21 protein-coding genes are annotated in these 19188 nt (G+C 59.9%); 8 read left to right on the top strand and 13 right to left on the bottom strand.

The genetic code is table 11. The annotated features are described in order from the left end of the window. Nucleotide 1: 1 nt before the first annotated feature. From P5706_RS10385 to P5706_RS10365, 5 genes are all read right to left on the bottom strand, one after another. Nucleotides 2-487 carry a GNAT family N-acetyltransferase gene (locus P5706_RS10385; RefSeq protein WP_200431388.1) on the bottom strand — a complete coding sequence of 162 codons (486 nt, stop codon included), beginning with the start codon at nt 485-487 and terminating at the stop codon, nt 2-4. After that, entirely contained in the window at nt 487-942 is a 456-nt protein-coding gene (locus P5706_RS10380; RefSeq protein ID WP_200431387.1) for a GNAT family N-acetyltransferase, read from the bottom strand. The genes P5706_RS10385 and P5706_RS10380 overlap by 1 nt, the downstream gene beginning before the upstream one ends. A 71-nt stretch (nt 943-1013) precedes the next feature. Beyond that, entirely contained in the window at nt 1014-1955 is a 942-nt protein-coding gene (locus P5706_RS10375) for an alpha/beta hydrolase (protein ID WP_285679182.1), read from the bottom strand. Beyond that, on the bottom strand, nt 1955-2395 hold the full coding sequence (gene tspO, locus P5706_RS10370) for a tryptophan-rich sensory protein TspO (RefSeq protein WP_200431385.1): 441 nt from the start codon (nt 2393-2395) through the stop codon (nt 1955-1957). Before tspO ends, P5706_RS10375 begins: the two co-directional genes overlap by 1 nt. Nucleotides 2396-2453: 58 nt before the next feature. Beyond that, the gene (locus tag P5706_RS10365) at nt 2454-3023 is read right to left on the bottom strand and encodes a nucleotidyltransferase family protein (RefSeq protein WP_200431384.1); all 570 of its coding nucleotides are present in this window, start codon (nt 3021-3023) and stop codon (nt 2454-2456) included. A gap of 124 nt (nt 3024-3147) precedes the next feature. Between P5706_RS10365 and P5706_RS10360 the strand changes: the two genes are divergently transcribed. Both P5706_RS10360 and P5706_RS10355 read left to right on the top strand, forming a co-directional pair. Further along, on the top strand, nt 3148-3753 hold the full coding sequence (locus P5706_RS10360) for an SEN1982 family lipoprotein (RefSeq protein WP_285679181.1): 606 nt from the start codon (nt 3148-3150) through the stop codon (nt 3751-3753). 554 nt (nt 3754-4307) lie between these two features. Beyond that, nucleotides 4308-4547: a DUF6124 family protein gene (locus P5706_RS10355; protein WP_285679180.1), complete on the top strand. Its 240-nt coding sequence runs from the start codon at nt 4308-4310 to the stop codon at nt 4545-4547. Nucleotides 4548-4584: 37 nt separating this feature from the next. Here P5706_RS10355 and P5706_RS10350 read toward each other — a convergent pair whose 3' ends face one another. Then, complete coding sequence (locus P5706_RS10350) at nt 4585-4884, bottom strand: 7(1) septoil knot domain-containing protein (RefSeq protein WP_200431382.1); 300 nt, start codon at nt 4882-4884, stop codon at nt 4585-4587. 75 nt (nt 4885-4959) lie between these two features. Then, on the bottom strand, nt 4960-5193 hold the full coding sequence (locus tag P5706_RS10345) for a hypothetical protein (protein ID WP_056861213.1): 234 nt from the start codon (nt 5191-5193) through the stop codon (nt 4960-4962). A 341-nt stretch (nt 5194-5534) separates the two neighbouring features. Between P5706_RS10345 and P5706_RS10340 the strand changes: the two genes are divergently transcribed. Together P5706_RS10340 and P5706_RS10335 are read left to right on the top strand one after the other, a co-directional pair. Continuing rightward, nucleotides 5535-6140, top strand: coding sequence for an RNA polymerase sigma factor (locus tag P5706_RS10340; protein WP_200431381.1), 606 nt, complete (start codon nt 5535-5537; stop codon nt 6138-6140). A gap of 196 nt (nt 6141-6336) precedes the next feature. Further along, complete coding sequence (locus P5706_RS10335; RefSeq protein ID WP_285679179.1) at nt 6337-7194, top strand: patatin-like phospholipase family protein; 858 nt, start codon at nt 6337-6339, stop codon at nt 7192-7194. Between the two features lie 78 nt (nt 7195-7272). Here the strand turns inward: P5706_RS10335 and P5706_RS10330 are convergent, their stop codons facing one another. Continuing rightward, nucleotides 7273-8013, bottom strand: a complete 741-nt coding sequence (locus P5706_RS10330; protein WP_285679178.1) for a BPL-N domain-containing protein — start codon at nt 8011-8013, stop codon at nt 7273-7275. A 126-nt stretch (nt 8014-8139) separates the two neighbouring features. Between P5706_RS10330 and P5706_RS10325 the strand changes: the two genes are divergently transcribed. The 4 genes from P5706_RS10325 to P5706_RS10310 all read left to right on the top strand — a co-directional run bounded on the left by P5706_RS10325 (nt 8140) and on the right by P5706_RS10310 (nt 10151). Continuing rightward, a complete protein-coding gene (locus P5706_RS10325) occupies nt 8140-8595 on the top strand; it encodes a VOC family protein (protein ID WP_285679177.1) in 456 nt (151 codons plus the stop codon). Between the two features lie 67 nt (nt 8596-8662). Beyond that, nucleotides 8663-9289: a LysE family translocator gene (locus tag P5706_RS10320; protein WP_285679176.1), complete on the top strand. Its 627-nt coding sequence runs from the start codon at nt 8663-8665 to the stop codon at nt 9287-9289. 9 nt (nt 9290-9298) lie between these two features. Then, the gene (locus tag P5706_RS10315) at nt 9299-9772 is read left to right on the top strand and encodes a hypothetical protein (protein ID WP_285679175.1); all 474 of its coding nucleotides are present in this window, start codon (nt 9299-9301) and stop codon (nt 9770-9772) included. A 28-nt stretch (nt 9773-9800) separates the two neighbouring features. Next, entirely contained in the window at nt 9801-10151 is a 351-nt protein-coding gene (locus tag P5706_RS10310; RefSeq protein WP_200431376.1) for a hypothetical protein, read from the top strand. Nucleotides 10152-10489: 338 nt separating this feature from the next. On the opposite strand, the gene P5706_RS10305 is transcribed toward P5706_RS10310, so the two are convergent. The 5 genes from P5706_RS10305 to P5706_RS10285 form a co-directional block, all read right to left on the bottom strand. Continuing rightward, a complete protein-coding gene (locus P5706_RS10305; protein WP_285679174.1) occupies nt 10490-12070 on the bottom strand; it encodes an ABC transporter ATP-binding protein in 1581 nt (526 codons plus the stop codon). 15 nt (nt 12071-12085) lie between these two features. Continuing rightward, nucleotides 12086-13108 (bottom strand): ABC transporter permease, encoded by a 1023-nt coding sequence (locus tag P5706_RS10300; RefSeq protein WP_285679173.1) that lies wholly within the window; start codon nt 13106-13108, stop codon nt 12086-12088. Further along, nucleotides 13108-14172: a microcin C ABC transporter permease YejB gene (locus P5706_RS10295; protein WP_285679172.1), complete on the bottom strand. Its 1065-nt coding sequence runs from the start codon at nt 14170-14172 to the stop codon at nt 13108-13110. Before P5706_RS10295 ends, P5706_RS10300 begins: the two co-directional genes overlap by 1 nt. Next, a complete protein-coding gene (locus P5706_RS10290; RefSeq protein ID WP_502945508.1) occupies nt 14159-15997 on the bottom strand; it encodes an extracellular solute-binding protein in 1839 nt (612 codons plus the stop codon). Before P5706_RS10290 ends, P5706_RS10295 begins: the two co-directional genes overlap by 14 nt. A 226-nt stretch (nt 15998-16223) precedes the next feature. Further along, nucleotides 16224-19121 (bottom strand): TonB-dependent receptor, encoded by a 2898-nt coding sequence (locus P5706_RS10285; RefSeq protein ID WP_285679170.1) that lies wholly within the window; start codon nt 19119-19121, stop codon nt 16224-16226. Between the last annotated feature and the right edge of the window lie 67 nt (nt 19122-19188).

The raw sequence follows: 19188 nt of genomic DNA, 5'->3' as shown, positions 1-19188 counted from the left end.
TCTATAAATACCGCTGCATATGCGTGGTCTGCCACACCGGGTCGGCGTCGACGTCGATGACCTCAAAGCCCTGCCGCCGCCAAAAATCAATCGCACCCGGCAAAAACGGATGGGTGTGCAGGTAAACCACCGCCACCCCATCCGCCTTTGCCTTCGCCTCTAACGCGCGATACAACCTGCCCGCCAGGCCAAAGCGCCGAAAAGCCGGGCGCACAAACAGGCGCACGACTTCCACCGTTTTAAACCCCTGGTAATTCAACCGAGGGAAACGGCCGTCGTAAGGCAAGTAGCCGATCGCCGCGACGATCTGGTCATCTGCACGAGCGATCAGAAATTGCCCGCCGCCCTCAAGGTAGGTGGATTCAAATTGCGCCAAGTCGTCGGGCATCGCCGCTTCGCTGAGCTTAGGGAAAAGCTCGGCACGCGCTTGCAGCACAAAGGTCAGCACCTGGGGAATATCGGCAGCGGTGACCGCGTGAATGTTCATTACCCGCACGCTCGCTGGTAGAGAAGGTAGGCATTGGAGCCCGTCCCGACGCACACAAAACCTGCCTGCTCATACATCAGCCTGGCCGGGTTATCCGCCCGCACGCTCAAGCGCAGTTGCGTGAAGCCGCTACGCTTGGCCGCAACCGCATAAGCTTCCAGCAACACACGACCTATGCCCTTACGCCGGTACGCCTCGCTGACGCTGATGGTGCAAAGCTCGGCAGAATCGGCGTCGGGCGTCCATAACGAATAACCCGCAAACTGCCCCTCCAGCGTTGCCACTGTCAGCCGGTCAAAATTCTCGACCCACACGGCCAGGTTTTGCTCCAAGTGCAGCCGCCATGCGGACTCGTGAGCCGGCTCCCAACATTGGATGTAGGCCAACTCGCCGCGGTAAATCAGTGGCAGGTCGGTGACGATAGCCGGCCTGAGTGTCACGTGTAAGTCGCACATCGCACTGCCCTTGGTAACTGACGACAAGAAGGCTTGAGATTACCGACGCTGTGAAAAAAAGGGGGTTTCATCTAGTCCTGAGCGGCCTGCACCTTAATGTGAGCCGTAATCCACGCGCGGCTATGGGCAAGCACTGCCTGCGCCATCGCCACCGGAAAATGAATAAACCCATGGGCAGATTCCGGTAACAGATGGGCTTGCACCTCTGCCGCTATGCCCCAGCGTTCGGCGATCAGCAGCGTGTCGTCTTTAAGCGGGTCCAACTCCCCCACAAACATCAACGCAGGTGGCAGCCCTGTGAAGTCGCCATACAACGGTGACAACGGCGGCTGCCGACGTGCTTCATCACTCAACCCCGGCGTCAGCATGCGCAGCGCTTCAACCATTCCCGGTCCGTCCAGCAACAATGTCTCTGGCCCCGCCGTGCGCACGCTCGGTGTGCCGGTCAAGTCGTATACGCCGTAGTACAACACCGCACCGCGCACACGCTTGAGCAATTCAGGCCATTGCTTAAGTGCCAGCAAGGTTGCCGCCGCCAGATGCCCACCGGCAGATTCACCCACGACGAACACCGGCAGATCGGCAAACTCATCACTGCCGAGCAGCCAGCGCGCGGCATTCAGGCAGTCCTCCATCAGCCCTTCGACCGGCGTGTCCACCGCCAGCCGATAGTCCACCGACACCACCGCCACGCCGCACGCCTGCACCATACCCAGGTTCAGGTCGTCATCCATCTGTGCATTGCCGATCACCCAGCCGCCGCCGTGGATATCCAGCACCACGCCTTGGGTTTTCCCCTCGGGCCGCAGGATGCGCACGGGCACGCCCGCCACTCGGCGGGTTTCGGCCACAGGTGCTTTCTTTATCGCCTGGCTGACCCGCAACAGCGCCTGGATCAAACGCGGCGTGACGCGGTTGCGGATTTTAAAACGCGGCAGCCACGCCAGCTTTTTATTGAACTGGCGCATCTGGGCCAGCTCAGCCTCGCTCGCGGGCCAAAGTTTGTGAGCCATCAGCGGTTATTACGCAAAATCGAGAAATTCAACGCCGCCGCCACACTCAGCCACGCCAGGTACGGGAACAGGATCAAGCCGGTGATCAAGTCCAACCGCAACGCCATCACCACCAATGCCGCCACCACCAGCCACAGGAGCACAATCACCACCATCCCGGCCACGATGTTATGCGCGCCGAAAAACACCGGCGTCCACAGCGTGTTCAGCGCAATCTGCGCCGCCCACAGGCCTAAGGCCAATTGGCTGCCGGGAATCATCGTCAAGCGATAGCCCGCCCAGGCGAGCAGCAGGTAGATAACCGTCCAGGCCACCGGAAACAGCCAATTAGGCGGCGTGAAGCTGGGTTTGACCAGGCTTTCGTACCACTGACCGGGCTTGAAAATGACGCCGGTACTGGCGGCCGCGCCGCAGGCGATGAGGAAAATCAGAAAGATCATGGGCTATCCACTCAAAGGGTTCATTTCAACATAGGACGCGTCAGCAACCGGTAAAAGTTCACAAATCATCCGGCGAAACGATCTTTAGCCAAGGCCAGCGCGCCTGATAACTGCGGGCCTTGGCGGCGAACAATTCAGGCTCGCGATGCAGCGGGTTGATCCGCAATACGCCCTGCTCCACATCCGCCAACCCATAGGGCGCGTACACTTCGCCGGTGTCGATCTCCAGCCCGATGCACGTGCCGGCCACCAGGTAACGGTCCACACCCTGTTTAGCCGAGTGCAACTGTGGATAAGGCCGACCAAAGCGCTCGCCGTACCAAAGGTGCACCCGCGCCTGGTTCTTGACCTCGACATTGACGCCCAAATCCTCAAACAACCGCTCGGCGGCGCGGATCACTTTGTCCTCAGCTTCGTAGGACAGATCCGTGTCGAAGTAAAAGACGTCGTAGTCCTTTACGTTATGAGCCGCAGGCAAGTTTGACTGATGGTTCCAAACGGCCTGGAACAGGCAGCCCGCCGTGAGCATGCATTGCGCCACACCAAGGTCGGGCAGGCGCGCGGTGATTTCGGCGTTGATGGGGTTGGCCATGGCCAGGTCGAGCAGGGTTTTGACGGTCAATGTCATGTTTAATCCTTGTGTGTTCAGGGCGGCTCAAGCCACCGACTCTACACGACGATGGGGAGGGTTTCGTGACAGCCATGTTTCTATACACTTTGCCCGCCCGCCACCAATCGTCAAGGATAAAACGATGCGAATCAGAGAAATGGCCCTCATCACCGCCGCCGCTTTGCTGCTCACCGCCTGCAGCGACAGCCCGTCGGACGCCGACATTCAAGCCGCGCTGCAACCCCGGCTGGAAGGCGCTTCCTGCGTCAAGGCGGCGATGTTCAACCGCTTCCCGGTGACCCTGAGTGACAGCGCCATGAGCGGCACCTCCAGCGCCAATCAGCCGGCCTTCGATGCACTGACCGACGCCGGCCTGCTGACCAAAAGCGCAAACACCTACAGCCTCACCGACAACGGCCGCGCCGCCTATGTGCAGCAAGAGTCCGGGTTTTGCTACGCCCAAGGCTATGAAATCGCCAAGATCCAGAACATCACCGCCAACCCCAACCCGATGGGCGCCGCCGTGGATAAATCCTGGGTAGTGACCGTCGACATCCGCCAGAAGACCATCGCCGACTGGGCCAACACCCCAGCAATCGAAAAACTCGCCCGCAACCCGGAAAACCTCTCCGAAGTGCCCAAGACCTACACCGTGGTGGTGGGCCGCTTGAAGGGTGAGCAAACGCTGAAGCTGATCGACCCACGGTTTTCGATCATGCGTGGGGTTGGGGTGAACCAAGCGTTCTAACCAGGCACGGCTGTGGCAAGCAAACCTGTTATGGCCGGAAGACTTGTTGTGGCGAGCAGACTTTTTATGGCCAGCAGGCTTGTTGTGGCGAGCAGGCTTGCCCTGCGCTGGAGTGCGCAGCACTCCCAACCCAGCCAACGCGGTCCAAAAGTGAAACCCAGTCGCCGCTTTTGGGGCCGCTTCGCAGCCCAACGCAGGGCAAGCCTGCTCGCCACGAGGGAGTTTCCGAACCACAGGGAATGGTGAACAGGCCCGCAGCACCTTGCTCCATTGCCTACGCGTGCGTCAGAATCCGCCGGCTTGTGTGCTGAGGTGGCCGTCTCTAAGGTGGCTCGGTCGCTGAATGTTCAGTGATCGGGTTTAGTAGCCTGAGTTGGGTATTGAAAAGTGCATGAGCTTCATCAATCAGACATTGCGTCTGTGCTTGATGGTGGCTGTGCGTAGGGCGTCCTCGGGCGCGCCGGCTTTGATATCCACCGGTCTACTAACCTGCGCACAGCTGCCACCTTTTCGTTTAGTAGCGAAAAGATGGCGGCCAAAACCAGGATATCGTTATGACTCAAGCAAAAACTGACTCAACCACCCTCTTCACCGTCGTCCCCGACGCCAGCTCCGAAACCCTCATCACCAACAGTTACGAAACCTTCACCAGCGTCAGCACACTACTGCTCGACCTGTCCGAAGACCTGTGCGGCAAACACCGCGACATCGCCCTCGCCATCCACCAACTAAGCGAACTGGGCGTGCTGCTCACGGCCAAATTGCTCGACCGTGAGGCACCTTGCCCTGGCTGATAAACAGCCCAAGGCAGCGCCGCTGATGGCGCTGCCCTCAATTAACCCCAGGGAACGAATCAACGTACTGAATGGTGAAGTCAGGAAAGGAGTCAACAATCTGGATCTTGTAGTCGGGGAAGCTCTCGACTGTTTTCCACTTGCCGGCCGAATCGGGAAAACTGCTCACCTGTTTTACCTTAAGGTCAGGGAAACTGTTTACCACCTTGACCTTATAGTCCGGGAAGCTACTGACGAACTTGATGTTGCCGTAAATCTTTGACACATCAACAGTCGTATCAGCTTGAGCGCCGAAGGCACACGCCAGCAGCAGCGACGCGAGAGCAACTTTCAACATGACAGCCTCATCCTGAGCAATAAAAGGCGCCCAGTCTAACGCCCTGCGCGCGCAGCGTCCTGCATTGCCGGGTTCTTAACCCTTCAACTCACCCGCACGATTACTCGCCGCATCGTCGTAAGCCACATACAAGGATTCGGCGATCTGGCTCTTGATGGCTTTGGCGGCCTCCAGGCCCAGCACAAACCCTTCGGCTTTGCCGCCAGCGCGGTTGAGTTCTTCATGGGTGGAGGCGCCAGTGATGGCGTCAAGGAGCTTGGTGGCGTGAGGACCGACGCCTTTTGGGAGGGAAATTTGGTCGATGGACATGGCGATACCTTGATAAAAAAATGATCGGGAGCGCATGGACCACTGCCGGGGGATGCCATGGTAGACCGGTTGGCGTGGAAAGGGGCTGATTTCGGCCAACAGCTGCCAGTCGCATGCGTCTTAAAAAGTAGCAGCGCTCCCCTCCTTCCACATTTAATTATCTTCGCTGTGCATCTAAATGAAGGGGTTGAGCCGTATGCCCTCTTGAGGGCTCGAGTGCGATGAGCATCGGAGATCATCAAGCGATACAGTTCGATGAGTGGTTAGGTATTTCATGATCCGAACCGTCATCTCTGCCAAGGACGACTACGATCATGATACGACCACAGTTAGGTACTGCCATGAACGCCACGGATGACGCTCATTTTTTGGACCGCCTATTGCGCGGAGAACAAGACGCATATCGTGATTTGGTGTGCACGCATCAGGGAGCGATGAAGGCCATAGCTTATGGAATCGTGGGACGGCACCATGCAGATGACGTAGTGCAAGAGGCATGGTTTGCGATTGTGAAAGGCATAGGGAAATTTCAGAGACGATCCAGCTTAAGAACCTGGATGCTGGCCGTCACGTCCAATACGGCGAAGTGCCGATACAAAGCTCGGCGAAGTGAGTCTAATTGTATTCCATGTACCTCGTGGATTGAGGGAGGAGGCGTTTTATTTGTAGGTGATCATTCCTACACTTCTTCCGTGGTATCGCATGACGATAGCCCTGAAGCGCTTCTGAGCGAATCCGAGCTATATGCGTGCATCAACATTGCTCTCGAGACTCTACCGGAGTTGCAGAGAAGCGTATTGATATTGAGGGAGCGATCTGGGTTGGATCTAGACGAAATTTCTATGCTTCTTGGGATATCGCTGACTAACGTAAGGGTGCTTTTGCACCGAGCTCGTTTAAAGATTTTTTCTGCAATAGCGGAGTACCAGTCCGGTGTTGATATGTAGACGCAAGCAGGATTTTTCCAATGGTCTGGATGGCTGATCTTCAGAGCAACTATGGTCTTCTGTGAGATGCGTATGTGTGGGGCTGAAAATCAGGAAGCGTGGGCTTTGATGCTGATCAAACAGTTTGTGGAGTCCGTGATACACGCATACTCGGGTGCGCAGCACATCGTGCGCTAGCTTTCACAGGAGGTCTGCTATGGCAACTGTAAAAACTGCGCTGGTCCTCGCAGGTGGAGGTAGCCTCGGTGCGGTTCAGGTCGGAATGTTGCAAGCCCTCGTAGAGGAGGGGATCAGATTCGATTTAGTAGTTGGCGCATCAGTAGGCGCCATCAATGGTGCGTATTTCGCGGCTAGGCCGAATGCGCAGGGCGTGGCGGAACTCGCGGACTTCTGGCGGGGCCTGCGAAAATCGGATGTGTTTCCATTTTCGGTACTCGACACCCTGACGGCTATCTTGCGACGTCGTGGGTATCTTCTACGTGCTTCAGCGTTACAAAACCTGGTGCGTCGATCGCTGCCTGTAAAATTGATCGAAGATACTGAGTTGCCGTTATATATCGTCACCACCAATCTGCTCAGCGGTGCTGAAGAGCTGCTGTCCAATGGCAGTGCTGAGCAGGCATTACTCGCTAGCGCAGCGATCCCGCTGGTGTTTCCAAACGTTCGAATAGGTGACAAGCTTTTGATTGATGGCGGCGTGGCCAGTAACACACCAATTGCCAGCGCGGTCTCATTAGGGGCCAAACGTGTTGTGGTGGTACCAACCGGTTTCGGTTGCGCGTGCCCAAGTCCACCAAGCGGGCTAGTTGCATTAGCTTTGCACACACTCAACCTGATGAGCATGCGCCAACTGGTACGCGATATTGAATTGTACGCTTCGCGGGCATCTATTCATGTCGTTGCGCCCTTGTGTCCGCTAAATGCTTCGGTATTTGATTTCAGCCAGACAGATCAGTTGCTACAACGCGCTTATCAGTCAACCCAAACTTGGATCGAAAAGGGTGGGCTAATTCGCACAGGTGTGCCGGATTCGTTGCAGGCCCATATCCATTGATTCTCCGCTCATTTCTTAGACGCTTCAGACGAAAAAGGGGACGGATTTATTTACCTGAACATAAATCCGTCCCCTTTTTTATTTCCCAACCCGCCCCACCAACACCCCAAACAACTCCCCCTTCGGCATCTCCCTCACCGCAATCCCCGCATTCTCAAACCACTCCTTCCCCGCCTCCGGATGCGGCCCGCTCAGCACCACCACGCCTTTCTCATACTCATACCGCGCCGCCGCCACATCCCCATTGCGATAAGTCGCAATCACCGAATACGGCGCAAGCCCATCAACCTTGGGAAAGTACGGCCCATCTTGATAGAACACGCTGTCCGGCTTGCCATCCCACACCACTCGCACCGCCGCGTCTTCAATCCCGCGCACTTCAAACCCCGGTCGCCCGGCTTCGGAGTCGAGGTCCTGGGGTATCAACCCGAAGTTGCTGTTGTCGGCGAGATAAGCGCCCATGCATAACCCCAGGTAGCGCCCGCCCTTGGCCACGTAGTCGCGAATGGCGTCCACGCGTGCATCACCGAAGCTGTCGAGCGCAGCGGGAATATCCTGCCCACCGCCCGGCTGAACATAGAGGTCATAACGCGCAAGGTTTTGCGGGGTGATGTCGATGGCTTCATCCGCGCCCACAAAGTCGATCTGGTAGTTGGGGCTGAGCCGCAGCAAGGCGTTTTTGACGTTCTCGGAACAGTCGTCACAGCCCGCCGGGCCACGGTAGATGGCGACGTGGGTGATGGGTGTTGCGGCCTGTGACCAGGGTGATTGCAGGGTGGCGAGTGCAAAAAATGCGGCAGCGATGGCGGGCAGTTTCATGGTTGTGGGCTCAGCAAACAGAAGGTCGGGACTGTTCAAAGCCTATATCGAACGCGTCTTTGAATTCGTTAACAGTTGTAAATCAGCTACTGTCGCCTGAAACCAAATTCGCCATGAGGGCCTGTAATGGAGCTGAAGTTCAGCCACGTCGACGTACTGGTCGAGAACCTTGAAGAAACCTGCGCTTATTACGCCAAGATCCTCAAGGCCAAAATATCCACCACTCAAGTCTGGAATCGCGGCGGTTTTCATGTGCGCTATGCGGTGGTGCTGATGGGCCAGGAGCGCTTTATGCTGGTGCAGCCGTTGGCGGGCAACTTGCGCGAGCTGTTGGACGCGCACGGTGAGGGGATGATCTATCGGCATTGCTACACCACGCCGGATATCGAGGTGGCTTATGCCGAGTTGATGGCCGAGGGTGTGCAGCCGCAGGATGAAAACGGCCGGCCCTTGAGCCTGCAGGATCTGCACTCGCCGTCCGGCACGCGCATCATTTGGTTGCCCAAGCGCTTCGGGCATTTCTCCATCGAGATTCTGGAGGAGAAAGGCTTGGAGGCGTTTATGCTCGCCGCGTTTGCTTGAACGGCGTTGCATTGGTTGCCTACATGAGGATTACTGTAGGCCGCGCCCATCTGCGAGATAACCCGCCATGTTTGAATTCACCGCCCTCGTCACCTACATCGCCGTGGTGCTCGGCCTTTTCCTGATCCCCGGCCCTTCCGTGCTGCTGGTGCTCACCCGCACAATTCAAGGCGGGCGCAAGGTCGGTGTTGCGACCGGGCTGGGTGTGGCGTGCGGGGACCTCATTCATACGTTGTGCGCGGCGTTGGGGCTGTCGGCAATTCTGATGACTTCGGCGGCGGCGTTTAATGCGGTGAAGTGGGCCGGTGCGGCGTATCTGATCTACCTGGGCGTGCGGGCTTTCATGGCCAAAACCGGCACGCATGCACGGCTTGAGTTGCCTGCGGTGACGCCGCGCCAGGCGTTTTTCCAGGCGATTGGGGCTGAGGTGTTGAACCCGAAAACGGCGATCTTTTTCCTGGCGTTCCTGCCGCAATTCGTACACCCGGAATCGGGTTCGTCGCTGGTGCAATTTGCCGTGCTGGGCTTGATTTTTTCGGCGCTCAGCGCGGTTTATACGAGTTTGCTGGCACTCTCGATTCGCCCGTTAAGTCGTGGGATCAAGGGGCTGTCCAAGCTGCGTCGGTGGGAAGGCAAGATCATCGGCACGCTGTTTATGGGGCTGGGGCTGAAAGTAGCGTTTCAACAGCGATAGGCAGGCGCGATGAAATTCCACGGTTTTGCACTCGGGCATATAGAGGTTGAGGTCGAAGGACGCGCCTGTGACCTGCACAATTTCTATGTCGCCAGCGACATCCATTACGCGCTGTCTGAGCGCAGGCTGTCGCTCAGGTTTACACGGCGGACCGAGGACTGGGTGCCGCCCGAAGAGCCACGGCAAATCACCATCACCTTTCATGGCGTGAGTTTCTTTTCTGCCGAAGGGCGCCATGACAGCCCGATTGAGGATGACACGGTGCTTCACGCCATCGGCATTGTGGCGGCCGACGCCGAGACGGATACGTTTTACCTCTCTGACACCTTCCCCGCTGACCATCACGTGGTGGTGTGCTTCGCATCGGGGCTGACCTTGCGGCGCACGCTGTTGAGGCGCGCTGTGACATTCAGGTCTAAGGCGTTTCACTTCGAACCGATGGGAACAACTGGCGAATCCGTGAATATGGGCCGGATGATGTGATGACTTTTATTGAATATCAGGAGCTTTGATGCCCCCAACCAAACGCGACACCGCCCGCCTCGAACGCCGCCTGGTCGCCACGCTCACCGAAGCCTGCGAAACCGCCAAGGCTGAAATCCAGGGCTTCGAGTGGCTGACTCACACGGTTGATTACGCCGCGTTCCCGCAAAGCCTGCGGGTGATTTGGGTATTCGATACGCGGGCCAATAAGGAACTGGCCCTGGCAAACGGCGCGGACCAACGTATGCGCGAACTGACGGCTGTTGCGCTGCACGACGCCGAAGTGGCCTCGGTGAACATCGAGCGCTGCGTGCGCTTTGATTGCGAAGAAGCCTGCAACACCCAGCATGGCGGCGATTGGCGGGCACGCCTGGCTTGATACTGCGGCGATGCAGGTGTTTCGGTTCGGCAGGTCGACCGTGTTGATGCCTTCGCAGGCAAGCCAGCTCCCACAGTGATTGTGGGCGCTGGCTTGCCTGCGATAGCCCTGGGTATCTACACAACTTTTGAAGGCAGCCAATTTCTCCTGTGGCGAGCAGGCTTGTCCTGCGTTGGGCTGCGAAGCAGCCCCAAACCCAGACGCTGAGTTCTTTCAGGAAAATTGCGATGCCTTTACTGGGGCCGCTTCGCAGCCCAACGCAGGACAAGCCTGCTCGCCACAACAGCCCACCTGCCACAGTTGATCTTTGTTGCCTGCCGAAGCGCTGTGGGAACTGATCATTCCAGTGGCCGCAATGACGACGCCACCAGCAAATCCCGCGTATACGCATGCTGCGGCGCCTCAAACAGTTGCTGCGTACTCCCCGCCTCCACCACCACACCATCCTTGACCACCATCAAGTCGTGCGCCAACGCGCGCACCACGGCCAGGTCGTGGCTGATAAACAGGTAGGTCAGGCCGTGCTCTTCCTGCAAGCGGCGCAGCAGGCTCACCACTTGTTTTTGCACGGTGCGGTCCAGCGCCGAGGTGGGTTCGTCGAGCAGGATAATGTCCGGCTTGATCACCAGCGCGCGGGCGATGGCGATGCGTTGGCGCTGGCCGCCGGAAAACTCGTGGGGGAAACGGTGGCGGGTGTCGGGGTCGAGGCCGACGTCGCGCAGTGCGCTGATCACTTCGGCTTCACGTTGGGCGGCATTGAGGTCGGTGTGTACACGCAGGCCCTCTTCGATGATTTGCTGCACGCTCATGCGTGGGCTGAGGCTCCCGAACGGGTCCTGGAACACCACTTGCAGCTTGCGCCGCCACGGCCGCAGCGCCTTGCCTTTGAGCGCGTCCAGGGCCTGGCCTTGAAAGCGGATGCTGCCCTGGGCGTCGATCAACCGCAAAATCGCCTGGCCGAGTGTGGACTTGCCCGAGCCGGACTCGCCGACAATCCCCAAGGTCTTGCCGCGCTGTAAGCGCAGGTCGATTCCGTCCACCGCTTTGATCGGTGGTTTGCGCCGCAACAGGCCGCCTTGGGCGAACCAGACTCTAAGGTCGTCGACCTCCAGCAGGTTACCCGCCGGTTCACGGTCGAGCGCACGCCCTTCAGGCTCGGCTTCCAGCAACTGACGGCTATAGGCATGTTGCGGCGCGCCGAACAGCGCCTGGCAGTCAGCCTGTTCGACGATCTGCCCCGCCCGCATCACCGCCACGCGCTGGGCGATGCTGCGCACCACATTGAGGTCGTGGCTGATCAACAGCAGCGCCATGCCCAGGCGCTGTTGCAGGTCTTTGAGCAGCGCGAGAATGCGCCGCTGCACGGTGACATCCAGCGCGGTGGTAGGTTCGTCGGCGATCAACAGCAGCGGCTCACACGCCAATGCCATGGCGATCATCACGCGCTGGCGCTGGCCGCCGGAGAGTTGATGCGGGTAGGCATTCAGGCGTTGGCGCGGCTGCTGGATGCCCACCAGCTCGAGCAGCTCCAGCACCCGTTCGCGTGCGGCGGCGCCGCCCAGGCCTTTGTGCAGCAGCAGGGTTTCGGACAGCTGGCGCTCGATGCTGTACAGCGGATTGAGCGAGGTCATCGGCTCTTGAAAGATCATGGCGATGCGGTCGCCACGAATCTGGCGCAGGCGCGCAGGCGGCGCGCCGAGCAGCTCTTCGCCCAGGTAGCGAATGCTGCCTCGGGTGCGCGTGGTGTGCGCCGGCAGCAATTGCAGGATCGAATGCGCGGTCACCGACTTACCCGAGCCGGACTCGCCCACCAGCGCCAGGCATTCGCCGGCGCGGATATCCAGGTCGATGCCACGCACCGCCTTGTGCCCTTCGAACGCCACCTGCAGGTTACGGATTTGAATCAACGCATCAGTCACGGCACGGCTCGCTTTTCAGGATCGAGGGTCAAAGGCATCACGGCAGGCTTCGCCGATAAACACCAACAGGGACAGGATCAGCGCCAGCGCAAAAAATGCCGTCAGCGCCAGCCATGGGGCTTGCAGGTTGTTTTTGCCCTGCCCGATCAACTCACCCAACGACGCGCTGCCGGTGGGCATGCCGAAGCCGAGAAAATCCAGAGCCGTGAGCGTGGAGATCGCCCCGGTCAGAATGAACGGCAGGTAGGTCAAGGTGGCGGTCACCGCATTCGGCAAAATGTGCCGCAGCATCACCGCGAAATCGCCCACACCGAGGGCGCGTGCGGCCTTCACGTATTCCAGGTTGCGCCCGCGCAGGAACTCGGCGCGCACTACGTCCACCAGGGTCAGCCAGGAAAACAGCGCCATGATCCCCAGCAGCCACCAGAAGCTCGGCTCGACAAACCCGGAAAGGATAATCAGCAGGTACAGCACCGGCAGCCCGGACCATATCTCGATCAGGCGCTGGCCCAGCAGGTCGATCCAGCCGGCGTAATAGCCTTGCAGCGCGCCGGCGGCGATACCGATCAAGGCGCTCACCACGGTCAATGCCAGCGCAAACAACAGCGATACGCGGGTGCCGAAAATCACCCGAGCCAGCACGTCCCGCGCCTGGTCGTCGGTGCCCAGCCAGTTCTGCGCGCTGGGCGGCGTGGGCGAAGGTGCGGTGAGGTCATAGTTGACCGTGTCGTAGCTGAACGGCACCGGCGCGAACAGCATCCAGCCGCCCTGCCCTTCGATCAACTCGTGCACGTAAGGGTCGCGGTAGTCCGGTTGAAACGGCAGCGTGCCGCCAAAATCCTGCTCGGTATAGCGCTCGAATGCCGGGAAATACAATGCGCCCTGATAAGACACCAGCAAGGGTTTGTCATTGGCCAGCAACTCACCGCCCAGGCAGGCGACGAACAGCGCCAGAAACAGCCACAGCGACCACCAGCCCCGGCGATTGCGTTTGAAGTGCAGCCAGCGGCGGCGTGTGGTCGGGGAAAAAGCCTGCATCAATGCGCCCTCGCAGAAAAATCCAGACGCGGGTCCAGCAGCCGGTAACACAAGTCACCGAGCAGTTTGATCACCAGCCCCACCAGGGTGAAGATAAACAGCGTGCCGAACACCACGGGGTAATCCCGCGCCACCGCCGCCTCGTAGCTCAGGCGGCCGAGGCCGTCGAGGGAGAAAATCACTTCTATCAGCAGCGAGCCACCGAACAGCATGGCCGTAAGCGCCTGGGGTAGCCCCACCACGATCAGCAGCATGGCGTTGCGAAACACGTGCTTGTACAGCACCTGTTTTTCGCTGAAGCCCTTGGCCCGTGCGGTCACCACGTACTGGCGGCTGATTTCATCGAGAAAGCTGTTTTTAGTCAGGATGGTCAGGGTGGCAAAACCACCGATCACCAGCGCCGACACCGGCAGCACCAGGTGCCAGAAGTAGTCGACGACCTTGCCCGCCCACGACAGGCTGGCGAAGTTTTCCGAGACCAGCCCGCGCACCGGGAACCAGTTCAACAGGCTGCCACCGCCGAACACCACGATCAGCAACAACGCAAACAGGAACGCCGGCATGGCATGGCCGATGATCACCGCCGCACTGCTCCACACGTCAAAGCGGCTGCCATGGCGCACGGCTTTGCGGATGCCCAGCGGGATCGACACCAGGTAGCTGATCAGCGTGGCCCAAAAACCCAGCGACAAGGTGACCGGCAGTTTTTGCAGGATCAAGTCGGTGACCTTGGCGCCGCGAAAGAAGCTGTCGCCAAAATCCAACCGCGCGTAGCTGCTGAGCATCAGCCACAGGCGGGCGCCCAAGGGTTTGTCGAAGCCATATTGGCGCTCGATATCGGCCACCAGCGCCGGGTCCAGGCCACGAGTGGTGCGCGATTCATTGCTGCCCGCCTCCACGCGGGTGCCCGCCACGGAGGCCTGGGTGCCGATGCCTTGCAGGCGCGCAATGGCTTGCTCCACCGGACCACCGGGTGCGGCCTGCACGATAAAAAAATTGACCAGCAGAATGCACAGCAGGGTCGGCACGATCAGTAATAAACGGCGTGCGCTATAGGCCAGCATGTTGGCTCACCTCGGTCAGTTCGCGCATTTGCGCAGTGGTCAGCGGCGTCGGGCTCAGCTCCCACCAGGTGTCGATCCCCACTTCATTGAGCGGCGCGGTGCGCGGGCGGCCGAAACGGTTCCACCACAGTGACGACGAGCCCGGTGGGTAGTAATTGGGAATCCAGTAGAAGCCCCACTGCAAAACACGATCGAGGGCGTGGGCGTAGCGCACCATGCTCGGGCGGTCATTGGCGCGCACCAGGCCGTCGATCAACGCATCCACTGCCGGGTTGCGCAGCGCCATGTAGTTGTTGGAGCCCGGGTCGTCGGCACTTTCGGAGCCAAAATAGTTGATCAACTCGCGGCCCGGCGACGGGCTGACCGGGTAGCCGACGACAATCATGTCGTAGTCCCTGGCGCGCACGCGGTTGGTGTACTGGGCGGAGTCGATCATGCGAATGTTGAAGCCGATACCGATCTGCGCCAGGTTGCGCTTGTACGGCAGCAACAAACGCTCGAAACCTTTCTGGCTGTTGAGGAAGGTGAACTGCAACGGCGTGCCCTCGGCATTCACCAGTTGGTCGCCCTTGGGTGTCCATCCCGCTGCTTCGAGCAACTTCAAGGCTTGCGCCTGCTGGGGCCGAATACGGCCGCTGCCGTCGGTGTGCGGCGGTTGATAGACCTCATCGAACACCGCCTCCGGCACCTGGCCGCGCCAGGGTTCGAGCAGCGCCCGCTCCTGGGCGTCGGGCAGCTCACTGGCCGCCAATGAGCTGCGAGAAAAGAAGCTGCGCTGGCGCAGGTACATGCCGTGCATGATCTGGCGGTTGCTCCAGTCGAAGTCCCACAACAGGCTCAGCGCCTCACGCACGCGGCGGTCCTGGAACTGCGGTTTTTGCAGATTGAACACAAACCCCTGGGTGCCCTGTACGGCGTTGGGCGCCAGTTGCTCACGTTGCAGACGCCCGTCGCGCAGGGCTTCGCCGTCGTAGCCCACCGAGTAACTGGTGGCCGAAAACTCACGGTTAAAGTCATAGCCCTGGGCTTGCAGGATCTGGCGCGACACATCGGTATCAGCGAAAAACTCCAGGCGCAGGGTGTCGAAGTTGTACTGCCCTTTGGTGACCGGCAGGTCTTGCCCCCACCACTCCTTTACCCGCTCGAAGGTGACGCTGCGGCCGTTGTCCACTGCGCTGATGCGATAAGGGCCGCTGCCCAGCGGCGGTTCAAAGCCACCACCGTTGGCAAAATTGCGCCCGCGCCACCAATGCTCCGGCAATACCGGCAACGAGGCGATGTCCAGTGGCAAGGTGCGGTTGTCGGCGCTCTTGAAGGTAAAGCGCACCTGGGTCGGCGACTCCACCAACACCTGGTCCACATCGGCAAAGCTTTGGCGGTAGGCCAGGCTGCCCTGGGTGATGAATAGCTTGAAGGTGTAGGCCACGTCTTGGGCGGTGATGGGCGTGCCATCGGCAAAACGCGCTTTGGGGTTGAGGTAGAAACGTATCCAGGTATGGTCGTCCGCCAGCTCCATGCGCTGGGCCACCAGGCCGTACACGGTGTAGGGCTCGTCCTGCGCGCGGTAAGCCAAAGGGCTGTACAGCCAGCCCTGGATCTGGGTGATGCCGGTGCCTTTGTCGACATACGGGATCAGGTGATCGAACGCGCCGCCTTCCATGGAAGAGCGCCGAAAACTGCCGCACTTGGGGGCGTTTGGGTTGACGTAATCCAGGTGCTGGAAGCCCACCGGGTACTTGGGGGCTTCGCCGTAGACGGTCAGCGCGTGCGTGGGTTGAGCCAGCAGAAACGGCGCCCACAGTCCTATCAGCAACGTACCCAGGATGAAACGAAACAGGGTCACAACGGTGGCTCCTTTTTTGAACACAGTGAAGATCAAGTGTGGGAACTGGCTTGCTGTGGCGAGGGAGCTTGTCGAATCGTCCCGTTCGACAGCGCAGCTGGAGCCGGCTTTTTTGGGGGCACTTCGCACCCCAGCGGGAGCAAGCTCCCTCGCCACAAAGCCAGCTCCCACAGTTGATTGGCTTTGTTGTTGAGGCTGTATTTCAGGCTCAGAAGTTGTAGGAAACCCGGCTGTACAAAGTGCGTCCAAACGGGTCGGAGTAACGCGGGTCGTAACCGCTCTGGAACGTCGAGGTCTGGTTGCTGAACGGCGGCTCGCGGTCGAACAGGTTCTGTACGCCCACGGTGATCTGTGCGGTATCTCGCCAGGTATAAGTGCCGGCCACGTCCCACACGCTCCAGGCCCCGACTTTGTCGTGGTAGGCACGGTTGTAGTCGTTGTAGCCACTGGTGTAGCGGTTGGTCAGCGAGGCGCCGAGCGGGCCCTGGTTCCAGGTGCCGGTCAGGCTGTGGCGCCAGCGCGCGACGGCGCCGGCCGAGGAAAAATCACCGCCGCGAAAGTCACCGGCCTTGTCGATGTAGTCACCCTTGAGCTGCTGCTGGTACACGTAACGATCAACGTAAGTGCCTTGCAGGTTGGCGCCGAACTGGCCGAATTTGGACTCGGCAAAGCGGTAATCGAGGCTCACGTCGACACCATTGGTCTTGACCTTACCCAGGTTCGCAAGCCCGGTGACGATATGGTCGATGGAGCCATCGGCCTTGCGCACGATGCGGTCGGAGTACAAGTCCGGTTGCTCAAACACCGCCGACTCCGGGAATTCAGCAATCTGGTTGGCGATTTTGATCCACCAGAAATCCAGGCCTACCGACAGGTTAGTGACCGGCTGGTAGACAAAGCCCAAGGTCACGTTGCGCGCGGTTTCGGGGCTCAGGCTCTGGTTGCCGCCATTGCGGCTGAAGAACTGCTGCGCACAGTCGCGGTTGGCCAGGCCGCCATTGCTCGGCCGGCCACCGGCGCACAGGCGCGGATCGTTGTAGTTGGCCACCGTGAAGGTGGTGAAGTTCGGGTTGTACAACTCATACAAGGACGGTGCCCGGAAGCCTTCGCTGTAGGCGCCACGCACCACCAGCTCGCGGAACGGCTGGAACCGGAACGAGTATTTGGGGTTGGTGGTGTTGCCAAAGTCACTGTACTTGTCATGGCGCAACGCGGCAGAGAGTTCCAGGCTGTCGAGCACCGGCACATTCACCTCGGCGTATTGCGCCGACACGCTGCGGTCACCCGCCACCGTGGCGGCCGGGTCGACGCCCAGGCTTTGCACATTGGCGGCAAAGTCGGCGAAGTCCTGGTGGAAGTCTTCCTTGCGGTATTCACCACCCAGCGCCAGCGCCGACGGCCCCGCGCCGAACCAGTCGCCAATGTCGCGGCTGATGCGCCCATCGATGCTTTTGACCCGGCCCACAGCGGTGCCGTAATCACCATCCACGCCACTGGCATCCAGTAATGCACGGCCGTCGGCTGACTGCGGGCCGAACGGGTTGATCACGCCGGTATTGATGCCGCTCGCCACCGCGCGGTCATCCACATAGCCGCTCTGGATCGCGTTGGTGACTTTGTTCTGGTTGTAGGCCGCGCCGACGTTGTAATCCCAGCCCGCCAGGGTGCCTTCGAAGGTCAACAACAGGCGCTGGCCGACGTTGTCGTCTTCATGCTTGCGCGGGCCCACTTCGCTTTCGCGCCAGTTCACATCCACCGGTTGCGTGGGGTCCAGCGCAAATTGGCTCGGGCCTGGGGTGATGCCGTTGCCAGGGTAGTACGGCGTGCCGGGTTGTACTTGCAGGCCTTGCAGCAAGCCAGGGCCGATTTGCGTGCGGTTAAGGTTGCGCGCCCAAAAGTATTCGAGGCTCACGGTGTGGTCGTCGGCCAATTTGCCGCTGGCCTTGCCGAAAAACGAGGTCTTTTCGGTTTCCGGCACCAGGTCCAGGTAGCTCCACAGCGATTGCCGGCAGATGCCACTGCGCGAGATCAAGCCGGGGGCATTACAGCCGGACGCCGCCAACGGGTTGCTCGCGTTCGCGCCCTGGCTGTAGTTGGCCGGTGAGGCGATGCCCGACGAATAATCCAGGCCACGGCCCGGCTGGTAGTTGTAGGTGTAGTCGCGGTCTTTGGCCTTGAGGCTTTGCTGTTTGTCGTGACTGACCACGCCGAACACGTTGAAGCGGTCCTCTTCCAGGTCGCCAAAGCCCCAGCTACCGCTGAAATTATTGGTTTCGCCGCCGCCGGAACGGGTTGGCGTGCTGCCGCCCAGGGTCAGTTGGCCGTCGGTCACGCTTTTTTTGGTGATGAAGTTGATCACCCCGCCGATGGCGTCCGTGCCATACAGCGCCGAGGCGCCATCGCGCAGCACTTCCACGCGGTCGATGGCGGCAAACGGGATGGTGTTGAGGTCGACACCCGAGCCGTTGATTGCATTGGTGGCGTTGTTGGCCAGGCGACGACCGTTGAGCAGCACCAGGGTTTTGTTCGGGCCGATACCGCGCAAATCGGCAAAGGCCGCCCCACCGCTACTGGAGCCGATCGAGCGACCGGAGCCGACCGAGGACTGGTTGGCGGATATACGGCTGATCAGTTGCTCAGTGCTGGTGACACCCTGTTTTTTCAGTTCTTCGGTGCGCAGGATGGTCACCGGCACAGCGGTTTCCGCATCGACCCGGCGGATGGCGCTGCCGGTGACTTCGATGCGTTGCAATTGTGGAATGACCGAGGGGCTTTCCACGCCGGTCGCGACTGAAGCAGTGGCGGCTGGCGGCGGTGCGGCGCTCAAGACGATGCCGCTGGCGCTTTCGCTGTCCTGCAAATCAGTGCCTTGCAGGGCGATTTGCAAGGCCTCGCCAGCACTCAAATCGCCCTTGATTGCCGGCGCATTCAGGCCGCTGACCAAGTGTTGCTCAAACGATATCGGCTTGCCGCTTTGCTGGGAAATGCTCAGTAGGGTTTTGTCCAGCGAACCGGCCGGAATATCCAGCGGCGTGGCGACCACGGTGCCGGTGGCGACCGTGGCGGCGAGGCTGAGTAAAAAGCGTGTGTGTCGTGGCGTAGGCATGCGTCGAGGGCTCCCTGTCCTTTGGTCTGGGTATGCAGGGTTGTGCGGCGGCGCCGAGGTTTTTATA

It is taken from the genome of Pseudomonas sp. ChxA (genome assembly GCF_030263855.1).
In the GTDB taxonomy this organism is placed as follows: Bacteria; Pseudomonadota; Gammaproteobacteria; order Pseudomonadales; family Pseudomonadaceae; genus Aquipseudomonas; species Aquipseudomonas fluorescens_CB.
Note: the sequence above shows the minus strand (reverse complement) of the source record. Positions and strands in the feature narration are given on the sequence as shown.